Genomic DNA, 23,884 nt, shown 5'->3' with positions numbered 1-23,884 from the left:
ACCGTTAATTAAGGAAGATAAATATGAAAAAGTCTGTTTTAGTCAGCCTCATTGTGGCTGCTCTGGGAATATATGCCAACGCGAATGCCGATCAACAGACGGTGACGCTTGGCTATGCGCAAAGTAAAGTGCAGGATTTTAAAAATATCCGCGGGATTAACCTTAAGTACCGCTATGAGTGGGATTCGCCGCTGAGCCTGATTGGCTCGCTGACCTATATGAGCGGCAGCGGCAGCTATACCCCTTTTACCGGCTCGATGGATATATTCGACGGCGATGCGAAGGTAAAATATTATTCGTTATCGGTCGGCCCCGCGTGGCGCTTCAATCAATATATCAGCGTCTATGGGTTGCTCGGTCTTAATTACAATAAAGTCGACTATCGTGAAAGCTGGTATAACTACGAAGGGCGTTACGTTTATATGGGCGACAGCTCTCTCAGCGAGAAGAAAACGTCGCTGATGTACGGCGCAGGCGTGCAGATTAATCCCGTAGAGAATCTGGCGATCGATATTGGCTATGAGGGATCGCGTCTCGATGTAGCCGATAAAGAGATGTCGATTGACGGCTTTGTCCTTAACCTGGGCTACACCTTCTGACGCTGGCGTTCAGCAATAAAAAGGCGCGACTGGCAACCCCAGCGCGCCTTTTCTGTTCACTCTGTTTTACTGCGCCAGCGCTTCCAGCCTGTCGCGGAACGAGGTCACCGCGATGGCGCGGTTGTCGGCCAGGTAGCGATCTTTGGCCGCCGGCGCCGAGCTCTGCACCGCAATCAGCTGCCAGCCGTTTTCGTTTTTCAGCAGCAGCGGCGAACCGCTGTCGCCCGGCAGCGTATCGCACTGGTGCGACAGCACGGCGCGCTGCGCCCAGCCGGTAATCAGGCAGTCGCTGTGAGAGTAGAGCGAGTCCAGGTGATCCTCGGGATAGCCCGCCTGCGTCACCTTGCGGCCCGCCGCTTTAAGGGCGGCGGTCAGATCGCTGCGCGACCCGTCGAACAGCGGAATCGGGTTAATGGCGGAAGGGGGATTGCGCAGGATCACCAGGCCGTAGTCGTACGGCGCCGCATCACTGGGGACGATCCAGCCTTCGCCGTCTGCTTTGAGCTTGCGCGCCAGCGACGGCTCGACGCGCGCGTCGATATCGTGGATTTCATAGCGCCAGCCGCTGTCGCTCGCCATAAAACGCAGCGCCACCGGCTTGTCGAATTTGCCCGGCGGCGTCAGCAGGCAGTGTCCCGCCGTCAGCGCCAGATGGGCAGAGATCAGCGTGGCGGTGCAGAGGTTGCCGCTCTCGGTTTCCAGCTGGCCGATGGCGTCCCAGGGCGCGGCCGTGACATCGCTAATCGCCTTACGGTGATCTTTGCCAAAGAAAAGCATTTTGATCTCATCGGGATTCGGCGCATCGTCATCATCATCGGCGTGGGCCAGAGTGGTGAAACAGAACAATCCAGTCAACAGCAAAATAGCCAGGCGCATAGGTCTCTCAATGGCGAGATTTAAAAAGAAGTTATTGTCATTACGCTTGCGTAATAACTATAGTCGGTGAGCGGTAAAAAAGGGAGATTTATTGGAATAATCAGCACGCTACAACGACTAAATAAAAAAGAAGGCCGCGATGACGCCGCACAGGATCATCACCAGCAGGATAATTTCAAAACGATAGCGACGCACCATTTCCGCAACTCCAGTAACGAAACACCCGGCAGAACCGGGTGTTTTTATTAGTCAACGCGTCTTAAGGCGCAGGGTGCGCGACCTTAATTATTTAGCAGCGGCTTTCTTAGCGACTTTGTGGTGCTTTTTAGCAGCCTGCGCTTTCTGCGGTGCAGCAGCTTTCTTAGCGACTTTGTGGTGTTTTTTCGCAGCCTGCGCTTTCTGCGGTGCAGCGGCTTTCTTAGCTACTTTGTGGTGTTTTTTCGCAGCCTGCGCTTTCTGTGCAGCTTCTGGCTTAGCGGCTTTTTTGTGGTGCTTTTTAGCGGCCTGCGCTTTCTGCGCTGCCTCTTTTTTCATTGCTTTTTTGTGGTGCTTTTTAGCAGCCTGCGCTTTCTGAGCGGCTTTGTGTTTCTTGTGAGCGACTTTGTGCGTGGTTTTAGCCGGTGCAGCGGTAGTGGTAGTCGCAGTAGGGGCAGCAGCCGGCGCAGCGGTGGTGTCAGCAGCGAAAGCAACAGAAGAGAGACCCATAGCAGCGGCGATGACCAGTGCAAACAATTTTTTCATTGCAAATTCCTCGAACATTTTTTTCATGTGTAGCCCACTGCGGGGCCGGTGAAAAGACTATAAAAAAAACGAGGAGGCGTTTCCGTGGGTGTTTGGTATCGGCGTGTAACCGATTGTACAAAGCGGGAAAAGGGCGGCCGCGAAGGCCGCACAGATTAACGATTCAGGTAGCGTTGTTCAAGATGCTGGCGGAAAAAGCGCGGGTTCAGCGCTTCACCGGTGGCGTTGATCAGCAGCTGCTCGGTGGGGAAACGGCTGCCGTGCTGCCAGATGTTCTGCTGCAGCCAGTCGAATACCGGCTGGAGTTCGCCATGCTGCAGGCGTTCTTCTAAATCGGGTAGCGCTTTCTTCACCGCCTGGAACAGCTGCGCCGCATACATGGCGCCCAGCGTATAGGTTGGGAAGTAGCCGAAGGCGCCGTCGGTCCAGTGAATATCCTGCATGCAGCCGTCGCGGTAGTTGCCGCGGGTATCCAGCCCCAAAGCCTGCATCATCTTCTCATCCCACAGCGCCGGAATATCCTCGACCTCGATGTCGCCTTCAATCAGCGCGCGCTCAATCTCGAAGCGTAAAATCACGTGCGCCGGATAGCTCAGCTCATCGGCGTCGACGCGGATAAAGCCAGGTTTGACGCGCTGCGTCAGACGCACGAAGTTTTCCGGCTGCAGCGCTGGCTGCGCGCCCAGCTTGTCGCACACCTGCGGCAGAATGCGCTGCAGGAAGGCGCGGCTGCGCCCCAGCTGCATCTCCATAAACAGGCTTTGCGACTCATGGATGGCGGTCGAACGCGCCAGACCTACCGGCTGGTCGCGCCACTGCTGCGGCAGGCCCTGCTCGTAACGCGCATGGCCGGTCTCATGGATAACGCCCATCAGCGCGCTGAGAAACTCCTCCTGATTGTAGCGCGTGGTGATGCGCACATCTTCCGGCACGCCGCCGCAGAAAGGATGGGCGCTGACGTCGAGACGCCCGTGGCAGAAATCGAAGCCCAGGGTGGTCATTACGCTCAGGCCCAACTCGCGCTGCGCGGCAACGGCGAACGGGCCCTGCGGCTGCTGGACAGGCTCCTGCGCCTGCTTTTCCACCACGCGCTGCAGCAAATCGGGCAGCCAGCTTTTCAGTTCGCCGAAGGTGGCGTCCAGCTTCGCGCCGGTCATGCCAGGCTCGTAGAGATCGAGCAGGGCGTCGTAGCGCGAGGTGTTGTTCGCCTCCGCGCGCAGCCGCGCCTCTTCGCGGCTCAGGCGTACCACCTCTTTCAGGTTGGCGGCAAAGCCCTGCCAGTCGTTCGCCGGACGCTGTTCGCGCCAGGCGTGCTCGCAGCGCGAGCCGGCCAGCGATTTCGCCTCCACCAGCGAGGCGGGCAGCAGCGATGCCTGCTGCCAGGCGCGCTGCATCTCGCGCAGGTTGGCGCGCTCGACGTCGTTCAGGTCAGCCTGCTCAGCTTCCTGAATCCATTCGCCGACGCGGGGATCGGTCAGGATTTCATGGCGCAGCACGCCCATTTCCGCCAGCGCTTCGCCGCGCGCCTGGCTGCCGCCGGTCGGCATCATGGTTTGCATGTCCCAGCCTGCCACTGCCATCAGGTGGCCGAAGCGGGAGAGTCGCTGGAAAGTCGCACTAAGTTGTTGATAAGCAGTAGTCAACAGAAACTCCTTGTGAAGGTTTATCGCGCCGAAAGGTCACGCAAAGGAAGATCAACCGGCCAGCAAAAGCGAACGCTGGCGCCGCCGAGCGGGCTGCCTTCGATGCTGACGCGGCCGCCGAGCGCCTGCGCGATAGAGTGAACGATAGCGAGTCCCAGACCACAGCCGCCAGTAGCGCGGTCGCGGCTTGGATCGAGGCGAACAAAAGGTTCGAAGACGCGCTCGCGCTCCTCGGCCGGGATACCGGGGCCGTCATCTTCCACCTGCAGGCAGCCAAGCGCGCCGTCAAACCACAGGCTGACGCGCAGCCGATGATCGGCATAGCGCAGCGCGTTGTTAATGAGATTGTCCAGCACGCGCTCCATCAGGCGGGTGTCGGAGACGCCGTGATTTTCGCGCTGCGGCAGGTCGAGATCGATCTGCGTGTGTGGATTAAGGGCGCGCACATCGTTGATATGTTCGCGCAGCCAGTTCGCCAGATCGAACGAGGTCAGGTTGAGATCGACGCGCGGGCGGTCGAGCCGCGCATAGGTCAGCAGCTCCTCAATCAGGCTCTCCAGCTGACCGATATCGCGGCTGATGGCGGCGGACTCGCCCGCGGTGAGGTTATCGCTCATCTCCAGCCGGTAGCGCAGGCGCACCAGCGGCGTGCGCAGCTCGTGGGCGATGCCGTCGATAAGCTGCTTTTTGCTCGCCACCAGCGTATTGATGTTTTCCGCCATCTGGTTAAAGGCGACCCCGAGGCGGAACAGGCTGGAGGTGTTGTCGAAATGGGTGCGCACATCCAGCTCGCCGCGGCCAAAGCGCTGCGCCGCAATCTCCAGGCGCTGCATCTCTTTCCAGTGCGGCCGCATCCAGATAAACACCGGCAGCGCCAGTGACATGCCGATAAACACCAGCAGCGCGATATCCAGCAGCCGCATCTGATGCAGATAGAAGAGGTAGGGGATCGGGCCGACGGAGAGCACATAATGGCTGCGCGGAATATGCTGCAAAAAGGTGTACTGATCGTCCAGCGCGACGATCTCCCCGGCGCGCAGCCGACGCATATCGGGCTCGTCGAGCTGATATTTGCTCATCGGCTCAATATGCAGGTCGAACGACAGGCCGAGATCGAGGCTTTTAATGGTTCTGTTCCAGTCGCGCGGCGGGATTTCGCGCAGCTCGCTGCGGATCAGATAGAGCGAACTCGCCATCAGGTCATTCATCGACTGCCTGCCAGCGCGCTCGGCGGTAAATTTGTAGACCAGACCTACCAGCAGCGCCATCACCAGAAAGCAGACGAAGAGCAGCAGATAGAACTGGATAAACAGCTTTCTCATGCCTGGGTATCCCATGCCTGCGGCGCAAACAGGTAGCCTTTATTGCGGATAGTTTTGATGCGGAAAGGCTCGGTAGCGCTGTCGTGCAGCTTTTTGCGCAGGCGGGAAATCGCCACGTCGATGCTGCGATCCAGTCCGTCATAGCTGACGCCGCGCAGGGTTTTCAGCAGCGCGTCGCGATTCAGGATCTGTCCGGCGTGCGTGGCCAGCTCCCACAGCAGATCGAAATCGGCGGTGGAGAGCACAATCTGTTCGCTAAACAGCGTGACTTCGCGATTCAGCGCGTCGATGGTGAGCGAGCCGAAGCGCAACAGCTTCTGTTTTTGCGCCGAAGCAGGCGCGGGCGCATCCTCGCCCTGGCCGAGCTGCGCCTGGCGCAGATGCAGCCGCAGCCGCGCCAGCAGCACCGCAGGCGGGGTGGTTTTCAGGATGTAGTCCTGCGCGCCCATCTCCAGCGCCAGAATATGGTTCATGTCGCTGTCGAGCGAGGTGAGCAGCACAATCGGGCCCTGCCACTGGCTGCGCAGATCGCGGCACAGGGTCATGCCGTCTTTGCCCGGCAGCATGATATCCAGCATCACGAGCTCCGGCTGTTCAGCCGCAATCACCGCTTCGGCGCGGTCGCCGCGCGTCTCGACGATCACCTCGATATCGTGGCGGCCAAGATAGGCCGCAATCAGTGAACCCACTTCCGGTTCGTCTTCAACAAAAACGATTTTATTCATAATCCACTGCGACAAATAAGCCTGGCGAGCAGCATAGCTTTTCCCGGCCGTGAGCACTATGCCATCGCACGAAATATCCCTGCGCGACTGGTATCCGCACGGCAAAATGTGCCATCATTAACAGCGCGTTTAAGCAAGGTTCTGAACCATAATGAAAAACAGAGGGAGAGAGAGGGTGTCTGATAAAGAGCTGGCTTCAGCCGTATACAGTGACCGCATCTGCCTGAACTACAGCGATTTTCTCTCCGCCTCCTGCAAAAAACGCTGGAGTTTCGTTGACGCCATCTACGGCGTGATGCCGATTTTCGGCATGGTGACGCGTAAATCCTCGGTTCGCAGTCTACAGGCGAGCGACGAGCATCTGAAAGAATTAGCATTACAAATCATTTCGACCCAGGTCAGCGACGAAATCAATATCGCCCGCCTGATTACCCTGGCCGAACAGCAGCACATCAGTCGTTTTGATATCCAGCTGCCTTATCCGCTCTCTGCGCAGCAGCTGGAGGCGATCCATCAGGAATACCGTAAACCGCTCACCCTCACACAGCAGGATGACCTGCTGTGTGTGGCGATCCCCGGCCAGCCGCACTAAGCCACCAGCTGCCACATCGCGGGCAGCGACGCCGCCATCAACAAGCCAATAGCCACGCGCTCCAGCTGGGTCAGCGAGACGTCGCCGCGTCCGCCGCGTCGGGCGAAGAGAAACAGCAGCAGCCCTGGCGCATAGAGCACCACCGACAGCAGCAGATGCAGCGGCCCTGAGGCGTAAAGCAGCCAGAGCCCGTAAAGGCTGGCACCGAGACCGATTGCCAGCGCCAGCGGCTGCGCTTTGCCACGCGTCAGCTTCACCAGATAGAGCCCCACCAGCAGGTAGGGCACCAGGATCATCTCTGAGGCGATGGTCAGCAGCGTGTTGTAATCGGCGTGGGTCAGGGCGATCAGGATCAGGCAAATCTGCACGCTGCCGTTGGTCAGCCAGAGCGAGGCGGCAGGGGCGCCGCGCGAATTCTGACGCGCGATGCTGCGCGGAAAGGCACCCTGCTGCGCAGCGATCAGCGGCACTTCCGCCGCCATAATTGTCCAGCTCAGATAGGCGCCGCACACCGACACGATCAGGCCGGCGGCGATCACCGCATCGCCCCAGTGGCCCATCAGGCGCGTCATCAGGCCCGCCATTGACGGGTTGCGCATCTGCGCCAGTTCGGCGCGCGGCACGATGCCGAGCGACAGCAGGGTCACCAGCAGATAGACCAGCAGCGCCGCCAGCACCGCCAGCAGCGTGGCGCGACCCACATCTTTTTTATGCCGCGCGCGGGCGGAAACCACCACCGCACCTTCCACGCCGATAAAGACCCACAGGGTAATCAGCATGGTCTGCTTTACCTGCTCCCACAGCGGCACGCCGAGCGTCAGGCCGGAAAAGTCGAAATGGAACTGGTCGTAATTGAAGGCTGCGACCGCCAGCACCACGAACAGCAGCAGCGGCACCAGCTTGCCGAGCGTCGCCAGCAGATTGATGCCTGCCGCGGTCTGTACGCCGCGCAGCACCAGAAAATGCACCATCCACAGCAGCAGCGACGCCCCCAGCATCGCCTGCCAGGTGTTGCCGTCGCCGAACACCACCCGGTCGGGCGTGTCGGTAAAAAAGCTCAGCGCGGAGAAGACGATAACCAGATAGGAGACATTGGCGATCACCGCACAGAGCCAGTAGCCCCAGGCGGAGCAGAAGCCGAGCAGCTCGCCGAAACCGGCGCGCGCATAGGTAAAGATGCCGCCGTCGAGATCCGGCTTCAGCCGGGTGAGCAGCAGCATCGCCAGCGCCAGGAACAGGATGCCGACGCCGGTGATCAGCCAGCCAATCAGCAGGGCGGCCGGACCTGCTACCGCCGCCATATTCTGCGGCAAGCTGAACACCCCCGCGCCGAGCATTGAGCTGAGCACCAGCGCGGTGAGCGCGCTGAGACCTAATTTTTTCTCCAAAATACCCTTCCCGCTAGCATAAGTGGCTGGATTATGTTCTGAGCGACGAATTTAACCGTGCTGTTTTGCTTTTACATGACGGATTCACCTAAAAGCAGGGCGCAGATTCTACGGAGTGCGAAAAGGGATGGCAATGCGTGGTTATGCAAAATTGTGAAGGGATAATGCAAACAGCAGGGCGGCAGGCGCCGCCCTGAAGGAAATTACTTGAAGAGATCGGCGGTGACGGTGAGGTTGCCGCCGCTCTGATTCTGCCACTGGCGGGTCACGTGGTAGAACTTCGCCCCTTTGTCCGCCGCGCGTTTCGCCACTTCTTCCGAGATTTCAGTCGGCGTGCCGAAATGGCCGGTAAAGGTCACGGTGTCAAACGGCTGCATCTGGGCGGCGGTGATGGCGTTCACCTCCTGGATCGACTGGCCGTTAGCGAGCTTCACGGTGTAGCGTTGGCCGGTTGAGCTCTGGGTTTCGAAGAAACGGCCGACGCTGCTGCTCGGAGTTTCCGATGAGGCGACGCCTGGAATTTCTACGCGCTTCGCCGCTTCACCGCCAGCCGCCAGCGCCGCTTTGCCCGCCTCGGAGTTCGCCGGGATCAGGTTCGGACTCTGCACCTTACGCTCTTTCGCGTCAGCCTTATAGACGTAGGCGGTTACGTACTGGTTGCCGCCGTTGTTGGCGTCAACCTGTCGCACGATAAAGAACGCGGCGGCGCCTTTCTCTTTCGCCGCTTTACTGATGGCGTCGTTAACGTCCGGCTGGCTGGAGAAGAAGCCGCTGACGCTCACGGTGTCAAACGGCTCCAGACGGAAGGCTTCCGCTTTCGGCAGCTCTTTCACGCCGTTCATGACGCGGTAGGTTTTGGTGTCGTTCGCTTTCGGCGCGTCCGCTTTATAGAGGTCGGCCGTGACGCGCCAGTTGCCGCTGTTGCCGTTGCTGTCGTTGATGCCCTGAATGTAGTAAGAGGCGGCGCCCAGCTCATCCGCGCGTTTTGACACGGCGTCGGCCGCATCGTTAATCGCATTAAAGCGGCCGGTGATGTTAATACGTTCGAATGGTTTCAGCTCGGCCGCTTTTTCCGGCGTCAGTTCCTGCGCGGCGAATGCGTTGCCCGCGAGCAGGGATAACAGGGTTGACGCCAGAATGGTGTTCTTCAGCTTCATAAAAATGATCCTTCGCCTTACGCAAAATGAGTACGAAAACGTGCTGGACTCTTGATGTATAACAGATTAGCCGATGATTATTGCATGTTATAAACAGGCTGTCGCAGCCAATTTATGCGACAAATCACGGGAAATTGATAGCGAATTTCATCATGGCGTCATGCAAATTTGCTAAGCACATTTTTTGTACTGATTATCAGTAAAGGTGGTAATGCTTAGTGCTGAAACAGTTAATGCATTGTTAAATAAAGGTTTTTATTAATAAGATATTCGTTATGACACGATTCTGCTTAGCAGAATATATTTCGAAACTTTCAATTTGCAGTCGCATAGCGCGGCTTTTCTCTTTTGACGCTGAATAATCGCATGAATGTCACTGGCAGAGGTTCTGATTGTAGATCGCTGTTCATATTTTCAGTAGGTTATAAATACTTTGATACAAGTGCATTTCGCTCATAAGCGCCTGAAACTCTGTTTCAGGCGCTGCGTCGTTATGCAGTCGACAGGCCATCATCAATTGATGAAAGGGATAAATATGTTAATTGGAATACCCAAAGAGCGATTGCCCAACGAGGCGCGCGTGGCGGCGACGCCAAAAACCGTGGAGCAGCTTATCAAACTGGGTTTCAGCGTTGCCGTCGAGCATGATGCGGGCAAACGCGCCAGTTTTGATGACGAGAGTTTCGCCGCCGCAGGCGCCACCCTCTGCGACAGCCAGCAGATCTGGCAGTCTGATATCGTGCTGAAGGTCAACGCGCCCGACGACGACGAGATCGCGCTGACCCGTGCAGGAAGCACGCTGGTGAGCTTTGTCTGGCCCGCGCAGAACGCGGCGCTGCTGGAGAAGCTGGCGGCGCGTCAGGTGACCGTGATGGCGATGGATGCCGTGCCGCGCATCTCTCGCGCCCAGTCGCTGGATGCCCTCAGCTCGATGGCCAATATCGCCGGCTATCGCGCCATTGTCGAAGCCGCCCATGAGTTTGGCCGGTTCTTTACCGGGCAGATCACCGCGGCGGGAAAAGTGCCGCCGGCGAAAGTCATGGTGATCGGCGCGGGCGTCGCCGGGCTGGCGGCCATTGGCGCGGCGGGCAGCCTCGGCGCCATCGTGCGCGCCTTCGATACCCGTCCGGAGGTGAAAGAGCAGGTGCAGAGCATGGGCGCCGAATTCCTTGAGCTCGATTTTGAAGAGGAAGCGGGCAGCGGTGACGGCTATGCGAAAGTGATGTCAGAAGCCTTTATTAAGGCGGAGATGGCGCTGTTCGCCGCGCAGGCAAAAGAGGTCGACATCATCGTCACTACGGCGTTGATTCCGGGCAAACCGGCGCCAAAACTGATCACTGCCGAGATGGTGGCCAGCATGAAGCCGGGCAGCGTGATTGTCGATCTGGCGGCGCAAACCGGCGGCAACTGCGAGCTGACCGTCGCCGATCGCGTGACCGTCAGCGACAACGGGGTGAAGATCATCGGCTATACCGATCTTCCCAGCCGCCTGCCAACCCAGTCCTCTCAGCTCTACGGCACCAACCTGGTGAACCTGATGAAGCTGCTGTGTAAAGAGAAGAACGGCGAAATCGCCATCGACTTCGACGATGTCGTGGTACGCGGCGTCACCGTGATCCGCGACGGCGAGGTCACCTGGCCCGCGCCGCCTATTCAGGTCTCCGCCGCGCCAAAAGCCACGCCTGCGACCGCGCAGCCGGTGGTTAAGGAGGCGGCGAAACCCGCGCCGACCTGGCGCAAATATCTGCTGCTGGCGCTGGCGATCGTGCTGTTCGCCTGCCTCGCCAATGTTGCACCGGCGGCGTTCCTGTCGCACTTCACCGTGTTCGCGCTCGCCTGCGTGGTGGGCTACTACGTGGTATGGAACGTCAGCCACGCGCTGCATACGCCGCTGATGTCGGTCACCAACGCCATCTCCGGCATTATTGTGGTCGGCGCGGTGCTGCAGATGGGGCATGGCGGCTGGGTCACCTTTATCTCATTTATTGCGGTGCTGATTGCCAGCATCAATATTTTCGGCGGTTTTACCGTCACCCAGCGCATGCTGAAAATGTTTCGTAAGGGGTAACCGATGTCTGGCGGATTAGTAACTGCAGCATACATTGTTGCCGCGATTCTGTTTATTTTCAGCCTGGCGGGGCTCTCGAAGCATGAGACCTCAAAGCAGGGCAATTTCTTCGGCATCGGCGGGATGGCGCTGGCGCTGCTGGCGACCATTTTTGGTCCCGACAGCGGCAACGTCGCCTGGATTTTGCTGGCGATGGTGATCGGTGGCGCTATCGGCGTGCGTCTGGCGCAGAAGGTCGAAATGACCGAAATGCCGGAGCTGGTAGCGATCCTGCACAGCTTCGTTGGCCTGGCCGCGGTGCTGGTGGGCTTCAACAGCTTTATCGATCATGGGCCGGGCCTGCCTGCGGTGATGGAGAATATTCATCTGACCGAAGTCTTCCTCGGCATCTTTATCGGTGCGGTGACCTTTACCGGCTCGCTGGTGGCGTTCGGCAAGCTACGCGGCAAGATTTCGTCGCGTCCGCTGATGCTGCCGCATCGCCATAAGCTCAACCTGCTGGCGCTGGTGGTCTCTTTCCTGCTGCTGCTGTGGTTTGTACGCACTGAGAGCACCGGCGCGCAGGTGTTCGCGCTGCTGCTGATGACGGTGATCGCGCTCGCCTTTGGCTGGCATCTGGTGGCCTCTATCGGCGGCGCCGATATGCCGGTAGTGGTATCGATGCTTAACTCCTACTCGGGCTGGGCGGCAGCGGCGGCGGGCTTCATGCTGAGCAATGACCTGCTGATCGTTACCGGCGCGCTGGTGGGGTCGTCAGGCGCCATCCTCTCTTACATTATGTGTAAAGCGATGAACCGCTCCTTTATCAGCGTAATCGCCGGCGGCTTCGGCACCGACACCAGCGCGGGCGGCGAGAGCGAAGAGACGGGCGAGCACCGGGAAATTAGCGTGGAAGAGACGGCCGAGCTGTTGAAGCACTCTTCATCGGTGATTATCACCCCAGGCTACGGCATGGCAGTGGCGCAGGCGCAGTACCCGGTGGCGGAGATTACCGAGAAGCTGCGCGCGCGCGGCGTCAAGGTGCGCTTCGGCATTCACCCGGTTGCGGGACGTCTGCCTGGCCATATGAACGTGCTGCTGGCGGAGGCGAAAGTGCCATACGATGTGGTGCTGGAGATGGATGAAATTAACGACGACTTCGCCGACACCGATACCGTGCTGGTCATCGGCGCCAACGACACCGTCAACCCGGCGGCGCAGGACGATCCGCGCAGCCCGATTGCGGGCATGCCAGTGCTGGAAGTATGGAAAGCGCAGAACGTCATCGTGTTTAAGCGTTCGATGAATACCGGCTATGCTGGCGTGCAGAATCCGCTGTTCTTTAAAGAGAACACGCAGATGCTGTTCGGCGATGCCAAAGCGAGCGTGGAAGGGATATTGAAAGCGCTGTAACGGTAAGGGCGGCCAGTTGGCCGCCCTTAGGTTTATGCATAAATGTGCTGACACGGGTGACAAGGCCCGATCGCAAAGACGCAAAAGCACCATCCCTGGCGGCTCGACCCGCGCAGTCCCTTGCGCGGGACGCTTTGCTCTTCGGTCCATGTCACCCGCGTTTTAAGTTTATATGCACGATAAAGGCGGCCTGTTGGCCGCCCTTGTTTTTAATCGTCGTCATCCTCTTCGTCGTCATCATCGAGCGTAATCGGCGAAGTAAAATCGTCAGGCTTGATCGCCAGCAAATCGCAGCGCAGATGGTCGATAACCTGTTCCGCCGTATTGCCGAGAAACGCCGCCGACAGGCCGGTGCGGCCGATGGTGCCCAGCACCACAATCCCGGCGCTGAGCTGGCTGGCAATATCGGGGATTACCTCTTCAGGCAGCCCTTTAGCGACGTGGGTAAACTCCTCGCGGATAGCGAACTTCTGACGCAGCGCCTTCATCGCCACCAGATGCTGGCCGCGGATCGCGTCGTTATACACGCTGGGATCGAAGTCAGGCAGTTCAATCGCGATATTGATTGGGGTAATGGGGTAGGCGCCGACCAGATGCACCTCGGTATGGTTCACCATCTCCGCCAGCCGCGTGGTTTCACGGATCAGCTTCTGGTTTAGCTCATCGTGGTGCGGCTCTTCACTGGCGAGATTCACCGCCACGACCGCCTTGCCGCCTTCCGGCCAGGGCTGATCTTTTACCATCCACACCGGGCAGGGGCACTTGCGCAGCAGATGCCAGTCGGTAGGGGTAAAAATCACCGCCTCCAGACGGTCGTGCTGATGCGCCATCTTCAGCACCAGATCGTGCCCGTGCGCCAGCACCTCCTGAATAATCGCCTCATAAGGGCGGTTATGCCAGACCACCTTAATTTCGATCTCCACGCCCGCCTCAAGATAGGCGCGCGCCTGCTCACGTATCCACTCGGTGCGCTGGCTGATCACGCCTTGCCGCATCGAGGCGCGCTCGTCAGGAGAGAGCAGCGTGGTCATCTCATACGAGAAATCATAAATCGGCAGGTAGGCTTTGATTTTGCCGCCGATACGCTGATTAAGGTAAACCGCGCGACGCAGCGCCGGCTGATCGTCTTGCTGGGGATCGATAGCCACCAGCATATTTTGGTAGCGGGACATAGGGAATAACTCCTTAAACCAAGGCGAACTGGTTTAAAGATAGCCTAAGTTAGGGGCGGGAAGAAGCGGAAAAGTTGCTGTGGGATCAATAAACTAACAAATTCCGGGTGCAAATCAGAGTTGCAGAGGTGTTGCGCCCATACCTGCAACTCTAATCATTAGGCGGCCAATTAATTAAGCAGCCTGAACGCTCTGACCGGCCAGTTCGGACAGCAGGTCATGGTTTTCAATAGTGATATATTTGCCTTTTACCGCCAGCATGCCCGATTTCTGAAAACGGCCCAGCAGGCGGCTGATGGTCTCAACGGTCAGGCCGAGGTAATTCCCGATGTCGCCGCGCGTCATCGTCAAGCGGAACTCACGCTGGGAGAAGCCGCGCTGGCCGAAACGGCGGGAAAGGTTCCAGATAAACGCGGCCAGCCTCTCTTCGGCGTTTTTCTTCGACAGCAGCAGGATCATATCCTGGTCGCCTTTGATTTCGCCGCTCATCAGACGCATCATCTGCTGGCGCAGAGCCGGCATTTTACCTGACAGATCGTCCAGCGTTTCGAATGGGATCTCGCAGACCATCGCCGTTTCCAGCGCCTGCGCGAAGCTCGGGTGGCTGCCGCTCATAATGGCGTCGAAGCCCACCAGATCGCCCGCCAGGTGGAAGCCGGTAATCTGCTCGTCGCCCTGTTCGGTGATGGTATAGCTTTTGATGGTGCCGGAGCGGATAGCGTAGAGCGATCTCAAATCGTCGCCCGCTTTAAACAGCGTCTGGCCTTTTTGAATCGGTTTTTTGCGCTCGATAATATTGTCGAGCTGATCCAGCTCATGTTCGTTCAGGGTGAACGGAATGCACAGCTGACTAATGCTGCAGTCCTGACAGTGGATGGCACAGCCACCTGACTGAATACGGCGAATGGTGCGTTTTTCAGTGATCATAATGTACGCTCGACGATTATTGACTGGGGTCAATTTTAACATTTTTTGTGCTGAAGGGAACTCGTCCGAGCAGTTTTAGGCTTATAAAGAGTAGGGATGTCAGACGCGGCGCGGAACCGCGCTATAACAAGCCCTGCGCGTCACATTTTTGCCGTTCGGCAAGAAAAGTTTCCACTTTTTTGATCCTGATGCGCATTTACTCAACACTATTCTGGCGCGATTCAGCGCTGGCGCACCTTTTTTAGCGTTTGCTACTATTGCATTTGCAGAGGCGGTGTTGATCTCTGTGTCCCTGATAACCTGGAGTGAGAAATGACTATGAACCTGGACGATGAAGACCTGTTTCGGGATGCCATGGGTGACGTCACTCCATTGAAAGACAGCGCCAGTACCCTGTGGCTGAAATCGCCCTCAACGAAAGCGCCGCGCCGGCCTGAAGCCGACGCGGAACAAGAGAACTTTCTTACGCGCGGCTACCTCGACATTATTCCCCTTGCGACGCCGCTGGAGTATAAGGCCGATGGCATTCAGCAGGGGGTGCTGGATAAGCTGCGCAAAGGGGAATACAAAATAGACGCCAGCCTGAACCTGCTGCGTCAGCCGGTGGAAACCTGCCGACAGGCGGTATTCAGCTTTATGCAGCAGGCGCGCAAAGAGGGGTTGCGCAATTTACTCATTATTCACGGCAAAGGGCGAGACAATGAATCCCATGCCAATATCGTGCGCAGCTATCTGGCGCGCTGGCTGCGTCAGTTCGACGACGTCCAGACGTTCTGTAGCTCGCAGCCGCAGCACGGCGGCGCGGGTGCGCTCTATGTCGGGCTGCGTAAAACCGAAAAGGCGCGGCTGGACAACCGCGAGCGCCATGCGAAACGCAGCCGTTAACCCGGCGCCTTGCGGATGGTGGCCATCAAAATTTCAGCGCTGAGGCTCAGAGGATGGCCGGTACGGGTAATAATTCCTACCGGCTCGCCTGGACCCGATGAGCTGATGGGCAGGGCGCACAGCGCGTTATGCGTCAGATCTTCCTTAATCGCCCCTGACGGCACGAACCAGACGTAGTCATAGCGCAGCGCCAGCTGCCGCGCCAGCGAGGTGGATGAAGTTTCAACGCAGGTGCCTGGCAAGGTGCAGCCCTGTTCATCGAGCATCTGCTGCGCGATGCGGCGCGGCGCTGTGCCTTCTGGCGAAATCACTACCGGCCACTGCATTGCCCGGGAAAGAGTGACGTTGTCACTTAAAAGCGGATGTTCAGGTCGCACCACCAGCCTGAGCGACTCAAGAAAAAGCAGCTCGTAGGTGAGCCCGGCCATCATATCCTTGTCCGCCATACGGCCGATGCCGATCTCGAATTCACCTGCGCGCAGCCCGGCGAGCAGCACGTTATTATGCAGCGTAGCCACCTGCACGGTTGCATGGGGCTGCTGCTGGTGAAAACGATCGAGAATTTGCGGCAGCATGCCCATGGCTGCGGTGGTCAGCGCCCCGAGGCGGATCACCACCGGACGCGTTGAGACCGGCAGATTCACGCTCTGGCCCGCGTGGTTAAGCGCATCCAGCACTTTTACCGCGTGGACTAAAAACTGTTCGCCCATAGTGGTCAGCTGTGCGCCCAGCCGGCCGCGCTCAAACAGGCGAACGCCTGTTAGCTCCTCAAGCTCATTGAGGGTTTTTGACAGCGCAGGCTGGCTAAGGCTCAGCGTTTCCGCCGCCCGGCCCAGGGTTCCCTGCTGCGCCACCGCAACAAAGGTATGAAGATGGCGCAAGCGAATGCGCTGATTGAAAAGGATATTTTTGTCCATCTCTCAAACTTAATGAGTTTTATCGCCGGTCGGCAACCAGTAAACCTGATTTTTGTTAACTTTGCTGCAAAATATAATTAACAAAAACAGCGTTGCACGCGAGTGCTTGATAAAGCGAAAAAATTAGCTGACTGGCGTGCAGGTCCAGCGAAGTGTGTTAAACCCGCCTGTATAAATTCAACGCGTTAGCGCTTTAATGCTGAATAATTCTCAATATCACATAAAAAGCAGGCGTCTTATCGTTAACGATGGGCTATCATAACCGCCGTTTTTTTTACCAAAACTGATGCCTCAGGGTGAGCGCAGTGAGGAGTTCGCAGTGACCAGCGTCGAAGCCGTGGACGTTCGCCAGTTAATTAATCAGTCAGCGCTCAGCCGCTGGCAAAAGCGTCTTATCGCGCTCTGCTTTATCGTGGTTGCCCTTGACGGCATGGATATCGCGCTAATGGGCTTTATCGCGCCAGCGCTGAAGGCGGGCTGGGGCGTGACCAACCATCAGCTTGGGGTGGTGATCAGCGCGGCGCTGGTCGGGCTGGCGCTTGGCGCGATGCTGGCGGGACCGCTGGCCGATCGCTACGGTCGACGCATGATGATTATTCTCAGCGTCTTTTTCTTCGGGCTCTGGACGCTCGCCACCGCGCTGGCGAACAACATCGAGCAGATGATGCTGTTTCGCTTCTTAACCGGTCTGGGGCTGGGCGCAGCGATGCCCAACGTCGGCACGCTGGTGGCGGAGTATGCGCCAGAGCGCCGTCGCGCCTTTCTTATCACCGTGGTGTTCTGCGGCTTTACCTTCGGCGCCGCCAGCGGCGGTTTCGCCGCCTCCTGGCTGCTGCCGCGCTATGACTGGCATGCCGTGATGCTGCTGGGCGGCATTCTGCCGATGGCGGTGCTGCCGTTTCTGGTACGCGGCCTGCCGGAGTCGGTGCGCTTTCTGATCGGCCGCCGCGCGCCGGCAACGCGCATTCACGCCATTCTTGAGCGAATGCTGCCAGGCGCCACGCGGCCCGACAGCGCCTTTCACTCTCAGGAGCCGACGCTGCCGACGCAGGGCGCAATCGCTACCGTGGTGTCGCGTCGTTATCTGTTCGGCAGCCTGATGCTGTGGGGCGGCTATTTTATGGGGCTGTTCCTGGTCTACCTGATCGGCAGCTGGCTGCCGTCGCTGATTAATACGCTGGGCATGTCGGTCACCGACGCGGCCATTGTCACCGCGATGTATCAGGCGGGCGGTACTCTGGGCTCGCTGTTCGCGGGCTGGCTGATGGACCGCTTCAACGCCACGCTGGCGCTGGCGGCAATCTACTTCTGCGGCGGGGTGGCGATCGTTGCCCTAGGCTTCTCTCCGGCGGAAGTCGGGATGATGAGCGGCATCGCTTTCCTGAGCGGCTTCTGCTTTAACGGAGCCAATACCGGCATGAACGCCCTGTCGGCCAGCTATTATCCTACCCATGCACGCGCGACGGGCTCCAGCTGGATGCACGGCGTCGGACGCGTCGGCGCCATCCTCAGCGCCTTTATCGGCGCGGAGATGCTCTCCCTTGGCTGGTCATTCAGCCTGATCTTCATGCTGCTGGCGATCCCTGCGCTGCTGACCACATTGATGCTGGTGATGAAAAACCGCTTCGGCTTTAAGCCGATCACAAATCCGTAACTTTTTCGCCTGCCGACAGCGCGTTGCTCTACAGTAGCAGCAATCTCGATCACGTCAGGAGCAGGCACCATGAACCACTTCCTTAGCGCGGACGCTATTCGTACGCGCTTCTCGCAGGCGATGTCCGCTATGTATCAGCAGGAGGTGCCGCAATACGGCACCCTGATGACGCTGGTGCAGCGCGTAAACGAAGCGTATTTAACCGAACGTCCCGCGCTGAAAACCCGGCTGGCTGCGGCGGACGAGCTGGGCCGCCTTAATCTGGAGCGTCACGGCGCCATTCGCGTCGGCACAGCGCAGGAGCTTGCGACGCTGCGGCAGATGTTCGCGGTGATGGGCATGGAGCCGGTCGGCTATTACGATCTCTCGCAGGCGGGCGTGCCGGTACACTCCACCGCGTTTCGGCCGGTGAGCGACGCGGCGCTGCGACATAATCCCTTTCGCATTTTTACCTCGCTGCTGCGGCTGGAGCTGATCGACGATCTCCCGCTGCGGGAAAAAGCGGCGGCGATACTGGCAAAACGTGATATTTTCACGCCGCGCTGCCGCGCGCTGATGGCACAGCACCAGCAGCAGGGCGGCCTGAATGAGGCGGACGCCGACGCCTTCGTTAAAGAGGCGCTGGAGACTTTCCGCTGGCACGCGCTGAGCACTGTCGACAGCGCCACCTATCAGGCGTTAAGCCAGCAGCACCGCCTGGTCGCCGACGTGGTCTGCTTCCCGGGATGCCATATTAACCATCTGACGCCGCGTACCCTCGATATCGACCAGGTGCAGGCGCTGATGCCCGAATACGGCATCGACCCTAAGGCGCTGATTGAAGGCCCGCCGCGGCGCGAGGTGCCGATTCTGCTGCGTCAGACCAGCTTTAAAGCGCTGGAGGAGCCGGTGATTTTTCAGCAGGGCGAAAGCGGCACCCATACCGCGCGCTTTGGCGAAATCGAGCAGCGGGGCGCGGCGCTGACGCCGAAAGGCCGCGCGCTTTACGATCGTCTGCTGGCGGCAGCAGGCACCGGCGTCGACAACCATCAGCATCAGCAACACCTGGCCGAGGTGTTTCGCGCCTTCCCCGATGATGAGCAGAGCCTGCGCGAGCAGGAGCTCGCCTGGTTTAACTATCGTCTGAGTGAGCAGGGTGAGGCGCAGCCGCCGCAGCCGGGCGAATCGCTGGCGACGCTGATTGAACAGGGCCGCATCATTGCCGATCCGATCGTGTACGAAGATTTCTTGCCGGTCAGCGCGGCGGGCATCTTCCAGTCGAATCTGGGCGATCGGGCGCAGGGCCGTTCCGCCGGTCACGCCAGCAGGGCCGATTTTGAAGCGGCGCTGGGCGCGCCGGTGCAGGATGAAATGCGGCTTTATCAGGCGCGGCAGCAGCAATCGCTGGCCCGGTGCGGTTTGCATCAGGGGTGATGGCGTCGATTCAGCATAATCTGCAAATGCCCTAAGGACATAGACAATATCTTAACGCCCTGTAGATAATGCCTTAACGCTTTATCAGGGAACAGGTAATGAAAAACAGACGACCTCTGCGCCTCAGCACAGCCGAAGGCGAGCTAAGAGGAAGTATGGATGATGATCTCTTTGTCTTTAAGGGTATTCCATATGCCGCCGCGCCAGTAGGTGCACTACGCTGGCGCGCCCCCCAGCCGGTTACGCCGTGGCACGAGGTGCGCGACGCCACCGAATTCGGCGCCGCCTGCTGGCAGGATCGCACGCTCTGTGCTGTCGCCGGCGGCGGCGACCCCGGTCCGCTCAGCGAAGACTGCCTCTATCTTAACGTCTGGACCCCCGACGTCGACCCTGCGCGGCCGCTGCCAGTAATGGTGTGGCTGCACGGCGGCGGCTTCGTGATGGGATCGGGCGGGCTGGCGCCGTATAACGGCAAGCCGCTGGCGGCGCGTGGCGCCGTAGTAGTGACGATTAATTACCGTCTCGGCCATCTCGGCTTTTTTGCGCATCCTGCACTGGATGCGGAGTATCGCGACGGCGGCATCGTCAACAATTTCGCCTTGCTGGATCAAATCGCCGCGCTGCAGTGGGTGCAGCGCAACATTCCCGCGTTTGGCGGTAACCGTGACAACGTCACGCTTTTTGGTGAATCCTCTGGCGCGCGCAGCGTGCTTTCGCTCTGCTGTTCGCCACTGGCGGAGGGATTGTTTCACAAAGCGATCGTGCAGAGCGCCTACAGTCTGCCTGACAAACCGCGCAAAGCGGCGCTGCAGCAGGGCGAGCAGGTCGCGGCGCACCTTGGTCTGCCCAACGCCACTGCGCAGCAGCTGCGCGAACTGCCTGCAGACGCCTTCTGGCCGCTGGCGTCGCCCTTATGGCACGGGCCGGTGCCGATTGCCGGTGACGCCGTGCTGCCCCAGCCGATGCTGAATACCTTTATGGCGGCGCGCCAGCATCGCATTCCGCTGATGGCAGGTAGCAATAGCGACGAAGCGAGCGTACTGGAATACTTCAACGTCGACAGCGCCGAGGTGATGCGCCAGCTGCGCATCAACAGGCCGTTCAGCTATCGGCTGCTGAAGTGGCTGTATGATATTCACGACGATCGCCTGCTGGGACGCGCGGCGGCGCGCGATATGGCTTTCAGCGTCATGCCGTGGGTCCTGATGCGCGCCCAGCACAACGTCGGCATGCCGGGCTGGCGCTACTGGTTCGACTATGTCTCCGAGCAGTCGCGCGAGCTCTGTCCGCACGGGGCCTGGCACGGCAATGAGGTGCCCTATGCCCTCAACACCCTTACGGCGATGCAACCCGCCGACAGCGAACGGCCCTATACCGCCGCCGACTGCGCCTTTGCGCAGCACATGGCGGACTACTGGTTCACCTTTGCGCGCGACGCGAGCGCATTCAGCCATCGGCTGGAGGGGAAGATAAACTGGCCCGTCTGGCACCCTGGCGACGACGTCACGCTGGCGTTCGGCGAGGGCGGAAAAGGGGCGCTACTGCTCAAGCGCAATTTCTTACGCGCCCGGCTGAGGCTGTTTCGCCTGCTGATGAAAAGCATGGTGAAGCTTTGACGGCTAATTAATAAGGCGCCGGCAAGGTTTGCCCCCCCAGGCCTGGCGGAGGAAATGATTTTAAATCATGGTGTTATCTCCGCATTGCGCTGGCGCATTAAGCAACTTTATTGCTGATTAAAAGGCTATACCTTCCTCAATCCCTGCCGATAACCCCTTTATGCCCGAGCTTATCGGGCCACTCTCGGTTTTCACCGTCAAGGAATTGGCTATGGGTATATTAAAAAACTTCACAATTCGCGCCGTTATGCTGTGGATTCTCGGCCTGTTTTGCCTGTTGTGGTGCGCGGTGGGCTGGTTCAGCGTCCACTCCCTTAGTAAGCTAAGCAACGGCAATGACGTCGATCGTCAGCTGGTCGCGCAGATGACCACTTTAAGCAAGGGTAACGACCAGTATTTCCGCGTTATTACGCGCCTGTCGCGCGTGATGGAGATGAAAGCCAGCGGCGCGCAGCCAGTCGACGCCGACTGGAAGCCGGTGCAGCAGGCGCTGGATGGCATGACCCAGCAGCTGGCGCAGTTTAAACAGATGGCGCCCGGCCCGATGGATCCGCAGATCGTTGACCAGACCATTGCCAACTGGCAAAAGCTGCTCGATGAGGGCGTAACGCCGCAGCTGGAGAAGGCGCGCCAGGGGGCGCTTGAGGTCTATCGTCAGCACGCCAGCTCGGTGACGCCTGCGCTGAGTCGCGCCTTTGGCGCCAGCGCCGAAGCCTTTAACCAGGCGGCGGCGGTTAAGCTTGATGAGACCCGCGTTAACGTCGATCGCCTGACCGTGCTGACCAAAATCACGCTGGTGGCGGCGGTCTTCGCCGGCCTGCTAATCCTGCTGTTTACCGACCGCTATCTGGTCACCATGCTGGTGAAGCCGCTGGACCGTATCCGCGAGCATTTTGCCGTGATCGCCACCGGCGATCTCAGCCAGCCGGTCGCGCCGTTCGGCCGCAACTGCGTCGGCAAGCTGGTGCCGCTGCTGAGCGCCATGCAGGATAGCCTGCGCGAAGCGGTCAGCGCCATTCGCAGCGGCACCGAAAATATCTCCCGCGGCGCGGCGGAAATTTCGGCAGGCAACAACGATCTCTCTTCCCGCACCGAAGAGCAGGCGGCGGCGCTGGAGCAGACTGCCGCCAGCATGGAGCAGCTGACCGCGACGGTGAAATTCAACGCCGACAATGCCCGTCAGGCCAGCAGGCTGGCGGAAACCGCTTCGTCGACCGCGCAGCAGGGCGGCCAGCTGGTGAGCGAAGTGGTCTCTACCATGAACGGCATCTCCGGCAGCTCGAAAAAGATCGCCGAGATCACCAGCGTCATTAACGGCATCGCCTTTCAGACCAATATTCTGGCGCTGAACGCCGCGGTGGAAGCGGCGCGCGCCGGTGAGCAGGGCCGCGGCTTCGCGGTGGTCGCCAGCGAGGTTCGCAATCTGGCGCAGCGAAGCGCCGCCGCGGCGAAAGAGATCGCCGCGCTGATTGAGGATTCGGTGCAGCGCGTGGACAAAGGCGCGACGCTGGTGGGCAACACTGGCAACACCATGCACCACATTCTCAAGTCGGTGCAGGAAGTGGACGCCATCATGAAGCAGATCGCCGCCGCGTCGGAAGAGCAGAGCAAAGGCATTTCACAGGTAGGCGTCGCCGTCACCGAAATGGACAGCGTGACGCAGCAGAACGCCTCGCTGGTGGAAGAGGTCTCTGCCGCCGCCGCCGCGCTGGCGCGTCAGACCGAATCGCTGGAAGCCTCTGTCTCCCGCTTCCGCCTCTCGTCGCAGGAGCCGCTGGCCAGCGCGCCGTCAGGCAGCAACCGCTCGACCCCGGCTGTCGGCGGTACGCCGCGCCCTAAAGCAGCGTCAAACGCCGACTGGGTCACCTTTTAAGCGCGTGACAGCCACGCCGCCAGATCCGCAAGGTAAGGCGGCGCTTCCCTGAACGGGCGCTGCAGCAAACTGTAGGCCGCCCCGGTTTTCACCCGGCTGGCGAACGGCGCAATCAGACGCCCGTTCGCCAGATCGCTCTCCACCAGATTGATATCCGCCACCGTTACGCCAAACCCCTGTATCGCCGCGCTGATCGCCAGATCCATGGTGCTGAAGTGTTGATTACGTGTCATCGTCAGACGGCTATTCTGGGCACTGAGCCACAGCTGCCAGTCGCGGGTATCGCCAGTGGGGTGCAGAAAGGTCATCGAGGCCAGCGCCTCGGGCGAGGCGGGCGGCACGGCATTGGCCGCCATCACCGGCGTGATCGCCTCGTCAAACAGATGGATCGCCCCAGGCGGCGGCGTGCCGTACAGAACGGCGGCGTCGAACCCCTCCAGCTGCGCGTGATGCTCAAGCGTGGTCGTCAGCGCGACATGCAGTTCCGGCCGCAGCTGCTCCAGCGCTACCAGCCGCGGCACCAGCCAGCGCATGGCGCAGGTCGGCGCCTTGAGCCGAATCACCCCATGCTGGCGCATCGCCTTATCCGTCGCGCCCGCTATCAGCTCGAAGCCCTGACGCAGCTCCGGCAGCAGCGCCGCCCCCTGCGAGGTCAGGCGCAGACCACGCGCATGGCGCTCGAACAGCGCAAATCCCAGATAGTGTTCAAGGGTGGCGATCTTGCGGCTCACCGCGCCCTGGGTAATACAGAGTTCGCCTGCCGCGCGCGTCAGGTTGAGATGACGCGCGGTCACCAGAAAAGCGTGTATGGCGTTAAGCGGCAAAGAACGCGGCATCATCACTCCAGCTATGCAAATTAGTCATGGCTATTATGACAACAATTCGCTTGTCGGCTCAAGCGTTGGGTCGTTGAATAGATATTAA

General features: G+C 59.5%; 21 protein-coding genes. 9 read left to right on the top strand and 12 right to left on the bottom strand.

Annotated elements, in window-relative coordinates; translation table 11 throughout:
• Positions 1-23: 23 nt before the first annotated feature.
• Positions 24-599, top strand: a complete 576-nt coding sequence (locus tag ACR6A7_RS11665; protein WP_434125005.1) for an Ail/Lom family outer membrane beta-barrel protein — start codon at positions 24-26, stop codon at positions 597-599.
• A gap of 66 nt (positions 600-665) precedes the next feature.
• Here ACR6A7_RS11665 and ACR6A7_RS11660 read toward each other — a convergent pair whose 3' ends face one another.
• The 6 genes from ACR6A7_RS11660 to rstA form a co-directional block, all read right to left on the bottom strand.
• Positions 666-1,475, bottom strand: a complete 810-nt coding sequence (locus tag ACR6A7_RS11660; protein ID WP_434125004.1) for a trypsin-like serine peptidase — start codon at positions 1,473-1,475, stop codon at positions 666-668.
• A 117-nt stretch (positions 1,476-1,592) separates the two neighbouring features.
• The gene (ydgU, locus tag ACR6A7_RS21135; RefSeq protein ID WP_455430548.1) at positions 1,593-1,673 is read right to left on the bottom strand and encodes a small membrane protein YdgU; all 81 of its coding nucleotides are present in this window, start codon (positions 1,671-1,673) and stop codon (positions 1,593-1,595) included.
• An 87-nt stretch (positions 1,674-1,760) separates the two neighbouring features.
• Positions 1,761-2,216 (bottom strand): acid resistance repetitive basic protein Asr, encoded by a 456-nt coding sequence (gene asr / locus ACR6A7_RS11655; protein WP_434125075.1) that lies wholly within the window; start codon positions 2,214-2,216, stop codon positions 1,761-1,763.
• 155 nt (positions 2,217-2,371) lie between these two features.
• Positions 2,372-3,859 carry a carboxypeptidase M32 gene (locus ACR6A7_RS11650; RefSeq protein ID WP_434125003.1) on the bottom strand — a complete coding sequence of 496 codons (1,488 nt, stop codon included), beginning with the start codon at positions 3,857-3,859 and terminating at the stop codon, positions 2,372-2,374.
• Between the two features lie 20 nt (positions 3,860-3,879).
• Positions 3,880-5,181, bottom strand: a complete 1,302-nt coding sequence (rstB, locus tag ACR6A7_RS11645; protein WP_434125002.1) for a two-component system sensor histidine kinase RstB — start codon at positions 5,179-5,181, stop codon at positions 3,880-3,882.
• Complete coding sequence (gene rstA, locus ACR6A7_RS11640; RefSeq protein WP_434125001.1) at positions 5,178-5,906, bottom strand: two-component system response regulator RstA; 729 nt, start codon at positions 5,904-5,906, stop codon at positions 5,178-5,180. Before rstA ends, rstB begins: the two co-directional genes overlap by 4 nt.
• A gap of 175 nt (positions 5,907-6,081) precedes the next feature.
• Between rstA and ACR6A7_RS11635 the strand changes: the two genes are divergently transcribed.
• Complete coding sequence (locus ACR6A7_RS11635) at positions 6,082-6,498, top strand: hypothetical protein (protein WP_434125000.1); 417 nt, start codon at positions 6,082-6,084, stop codon at positions 6,496-6,498.
• On the opposite strand, the gene ACR6A7_RS11630 is transcribed toward ACR6A7_RS11635, so the two are convergent.
• Both ACR6A7_RS11630 and ydgH read right to left on the bottom strand, forming a co-directional pair.
• The gene (locus tag ACR6A7_RS11630) at positions 6,495-7,886 is read right to left on the bottom strand and encodes a basic amino acid/polyamine antiporter (RefSeq protein WP_434124999.1); all 1,392 of its coding nucleotides are present in this window, start codon (positions 7,884-7,886) and stop codon (positions 6,495-6,497) included. The genes ACR6A7_RS11635 and ACR6A7_RS11630 overlap by 4 nt on opposite strands.
• A 203-nt stretch (positions 7,887-8,089) precedes the next feature.
• Positions 8,090-9,043: a DUF1471 family protein YdgH gene (gene ydgH, locus ACR6A7_RS11625; RefSeq protein WP_434124998.1), complete on the bottom strand. Its 954-nt coding sequence runs from the start codon at positions 9,041-9,043 to the stop codon at positions 8,090-8,092.
• 535 nt (positions 9,044-9,578) lie between these two features.
• Here ydgH and pntA point away from each other — a divergent pair.
• Positions 9,579-11,111, top strand: coding sequence for a Re/Si-specific NAD(P)(+) transhydrogenase subunit alpha (gene pntA, locus ACR6A7_RS11620; RefSeq protein WP_434124997.1), 1,533 nt, complete (start codon positions 9,579-9,581; stop codon positions 11,109-11,111).
• Between the two features lie 3 nt (positions 11,112-11,114).
• Positions 11,115-12,503 (top strand): Re/Si-specific NAD(P)(+) transhydrogenase subunit beta, encoded by a 1,389-nt coding sequence (gene pntB / locus ACR6A7_RS11615; RefSeq protein WP_434124996.1) that lies wholly within the window; start codon positions 11,115-11,117, stop codon positions 12,501-12,503.
• A 209-nt stretch (positions 12,504-12,712) separates the two neighbouring features.
• On the opposite strand, the gene uspE is transcribed toward pntB, so the two are convergent.
• Positions 12,713-13,675: a universal stress protein UspE gene (gene uspE / locus ACR6A7_RS11610; RefSeq protein ID WP_434124995.1), complete on the bottom strand. Its 963-nt coding sequence runs from the start codon at positions 13,673-13,675 to the stop codon at positions 12,713-12,715.
• Between the two features lie 174 nt (positions 13,676-13,849).
• Positions 13,850-14,602 (bottom strand): fumarate/nitrate reduction transcriptional regulator Fnr, encoded by a 753-nt coding sequence (gene fnr / locus ACR6A7_RS11605; RefSeq protein WP_434124994.1) that lies wholly within the window; start codon positions 14,600-14,602, stop codon positions 13,850-13,852.
• A gap of 318 nt (positions 14,603-14,920) precedes the next feature.
• On the opposite strand from fnr, the gene smrA reads away from it, so the two are divergent.
• The gene (gene smrA, locus ACR6A7_RS11600) at positions 14,921-15,487 is read left to right on the top strand and encodes a DNA endonuclease SmrA (RefSeq protein WP_434125074.1); all 567 of its coding nucleotides are present in this window, start codon (positions 14,921-14,923) and stop codon (positions 15,485-15,487) included.
• Here the strand turns inward: smrA and ACR6A7_RS11595 are convergent.
• Positions 15,484-16,404: a LysR substrate-binding domain-containing protein gene (locus tag ACR6A7_RS11595; protein ID WP_434124993.1), complete on the bottom strand. Its 921-nt coding sequence runs from the start codon at positions 16,402-16,404 to the stop codon at positions 15,484-15,486. The two genes, smrA and ACR6A7_RS11595, sit on opposite strands and share 4 nt — an antisense overlap.
• A 319-nt stretch (positions 16,405-16,723) precedes the next feature.
• On the opposite strand from ACR6A7_RS11595, the gene ACR6A7_RS11590 reads away from it, so the two are divergent.
• From ACR6A7_RS11590 to ACR6A7_RS11575, 4 genes are all read left to right on the top strand, one after another.
• The gene (locus ACR6A7_RS11590) at positions 16,724-18,058 is read left to right on the top strand and encodes an MFS transporter (protein WP_434124992.1); all 1,335 of its coding nucleotides are present in this window, start codon (positions 16,724-16,726) and stop codon (positions 18,056-18,058) included.
• Between the two features lie 69 nt (positions 18,059-18,127).
• Positions 18,128-19,471, top strand: coding sequence for a 2-oxoadipate dioxygenase/decarboxylase HglS (gene hglS, locus ACR6A7_RS11585; protein WP_434124991.1), 1,344 nt, complete (start codon positions 18,128-18,130; stop codon positions 19,469-19,471).
• A 98-nt stretch (positions 19,472-19,569) separates the two neighbouring features.
• Positions 19,570-21,087, top strand: a complete 1,518-nt coding sequence (locus ACR6A7_RS11580; RefSeq protein ID WP_434124990.1) for a carboxylesterase/lipase family protein — start codon at positions 19,570-19,572, stop codon at positions 21,085-21,087.
• A gap of 211 nt (positions 21,088-21,298) precedes the next feature.
• Positions 21,299-22,960: a methyl-accepting chemotaxis protein gene (locus tag ACR6A7_RS11575; protein ID WP_434124989.1), complete on the top strand. Its 1,662-nt coding sequence runs from the start codon at positions 21,299-21,301 to the stop codon at positions 22,958-22,960.
• Here the strand turns inward: ACR6A7_RS11575 and ACR6A7_RS11570 are convergent.
• Positions 22,957-23,799, bottom strand: a complete 843-nt coding sequence (locus ACR6A7_RS11570) for a LysR substrate-binding domain-containing protein (protein WP_434124988.1) — start codon at positions 23,797-23,799, stop codon at positions 22,957-22,959. The genes ACR6A7_RS11575 and ACR6A7_RS11570 overlap by 4 nt on opposite strands.
• Between the last annotated feature and the right edge of the window lie 85 nt (positions 23,800-23,884).

The sequence above is a fragment of the Pantoea phyllosphaerae genome (genome assembly GCF_051025595.1).
GTDB lineage: Bacteria > Pseudomonadota > Gammaproteobacteria > Enterobacterales > Enterobacteriaceae > Pantoea.
Note: the sequence above shows the minus strand (reverse complement) of the source record. Positions and strands in the feature narration are given on the sequence as shown.

Excerpts from the sequence above, each read along its gene's own strand:
- rstB (WP_434125002.1), bottom strand. The coding sequence starts at position 5,181 with ATGAGAAAGCTGTTTATCCAGTTCTATCTGCTGCTCTTCGTCTGCTTT.
- ACR6A7_RS11595 (WP_434124993.1), bottom strand. The coding sequence starts at position 16,404 with ATGGACAAAAATATCCTTTTCAATCAGCGCATTCGCTTGCGCCATCTT.
- smrA (WP_434125074.1), top strand. The coding sequence starts at position 14,921 with ATGAACCTGGACGATGAAGACCTGTTTCGGGATGCCATGGGTGACGTC.
- pntA (WP_434124997.1), top strand. The coding sequence starts at position 9,579 with ATGTTAATTGGAATACCCAAAGAGCGATTGCCCAACGAGGCGCGCGTG.
- uspE (WP_434124995.1), bottom strand. The coding sequence starts at position 13,675 with ATGTCCCGCTACCAAAATATGCTGGTGGCTATCGATCCCCAGCAAGAC.
- hglS (WP_434124991.1), top strand. The coding sequence starts at position 18,128 with ATGAACCACTTCCTTAGCGCGGACGCTATTCGTACGCGCTTCTCGCAG.
- ydgH (WP_434124998.1), bottom strand. The coding sequence starts at position 9,043 with ATGAAGCTGAAGAACACCATTCTGGCGTCAACCCTGTTATCCCTGCTC.
- asr (WP_434125075.1), bottom strand. The coding sequence starts at position 2,216 with ATGAAAAAATTGTTTGCACTGGTCATCGCCGCTGCTATGGGTCTCTCT.
- ACR6A7_RS11580 (WP_434124990.1), top strand. The coding sequence starts at position 19,570 with ATGAAAAACAGACGACCTCTGCGCCTCAGCACAGCCGAAGGCGAGCTA.
- ACR6A7_RS11665 (WP_434125005.1), top strand. The coding sequence starts at position 24 with ATGAAAAAGTCTGTTTTAGTCAGCCTCATTGTGGCTGCTCTGGGAATA.
- ydgU (WP_455430548.1), bottom strand. The coding sequence starts at position 1,673 with ATGGTGCGTCGCTATCGTTTTGAAATTATCCTGCTGGTGATGATCCTG.
- pntB (WP_434124996.1), top strand. The coding sequence starts at position 11,115 with ATGTCTGGCGGATTAGTAACTGCAGCATACATTGTTGCCGCGATTCTG.
- fnr (WP_434124994.1), bottom strand. The coding sequence starts at position 14,602 with ATGATCACTGAAAAACGCACCATTCGCCGTATTCAGTCAGGTGGCTGT.
- rstA (WP_434125001.1), bottom strand. The coding sequence starts at position 5,906 with ATGAATAAAATCGTTTTTGTTGAAGACGAACCGGAAGTGGGTTCACTG.
- ACR6A7_RS11660 (WP_434125004.1), bottom strand. The coding sequence starts at position 1,475 with ATGCGCCTGGCTATTTTGCTGTTGACTGGATTGTTCTGTTTCACCACT.
- ACR6A7_RS11575 (WP_434124989.1), top strand. The coding sequence starts at position 21,299 with ATGGGTATATTAAAAAACTTCACAATTCGCGCCGTTATGCTGTGGATT.
- ACR6A7_RS11570 (WP_434124988.1), bottom strand. The coding sequence starts at position 23,799 with ATGATGCCGCGTTCTTTGCCGCTTAACGCCATACACGCTTTTCTGGTG.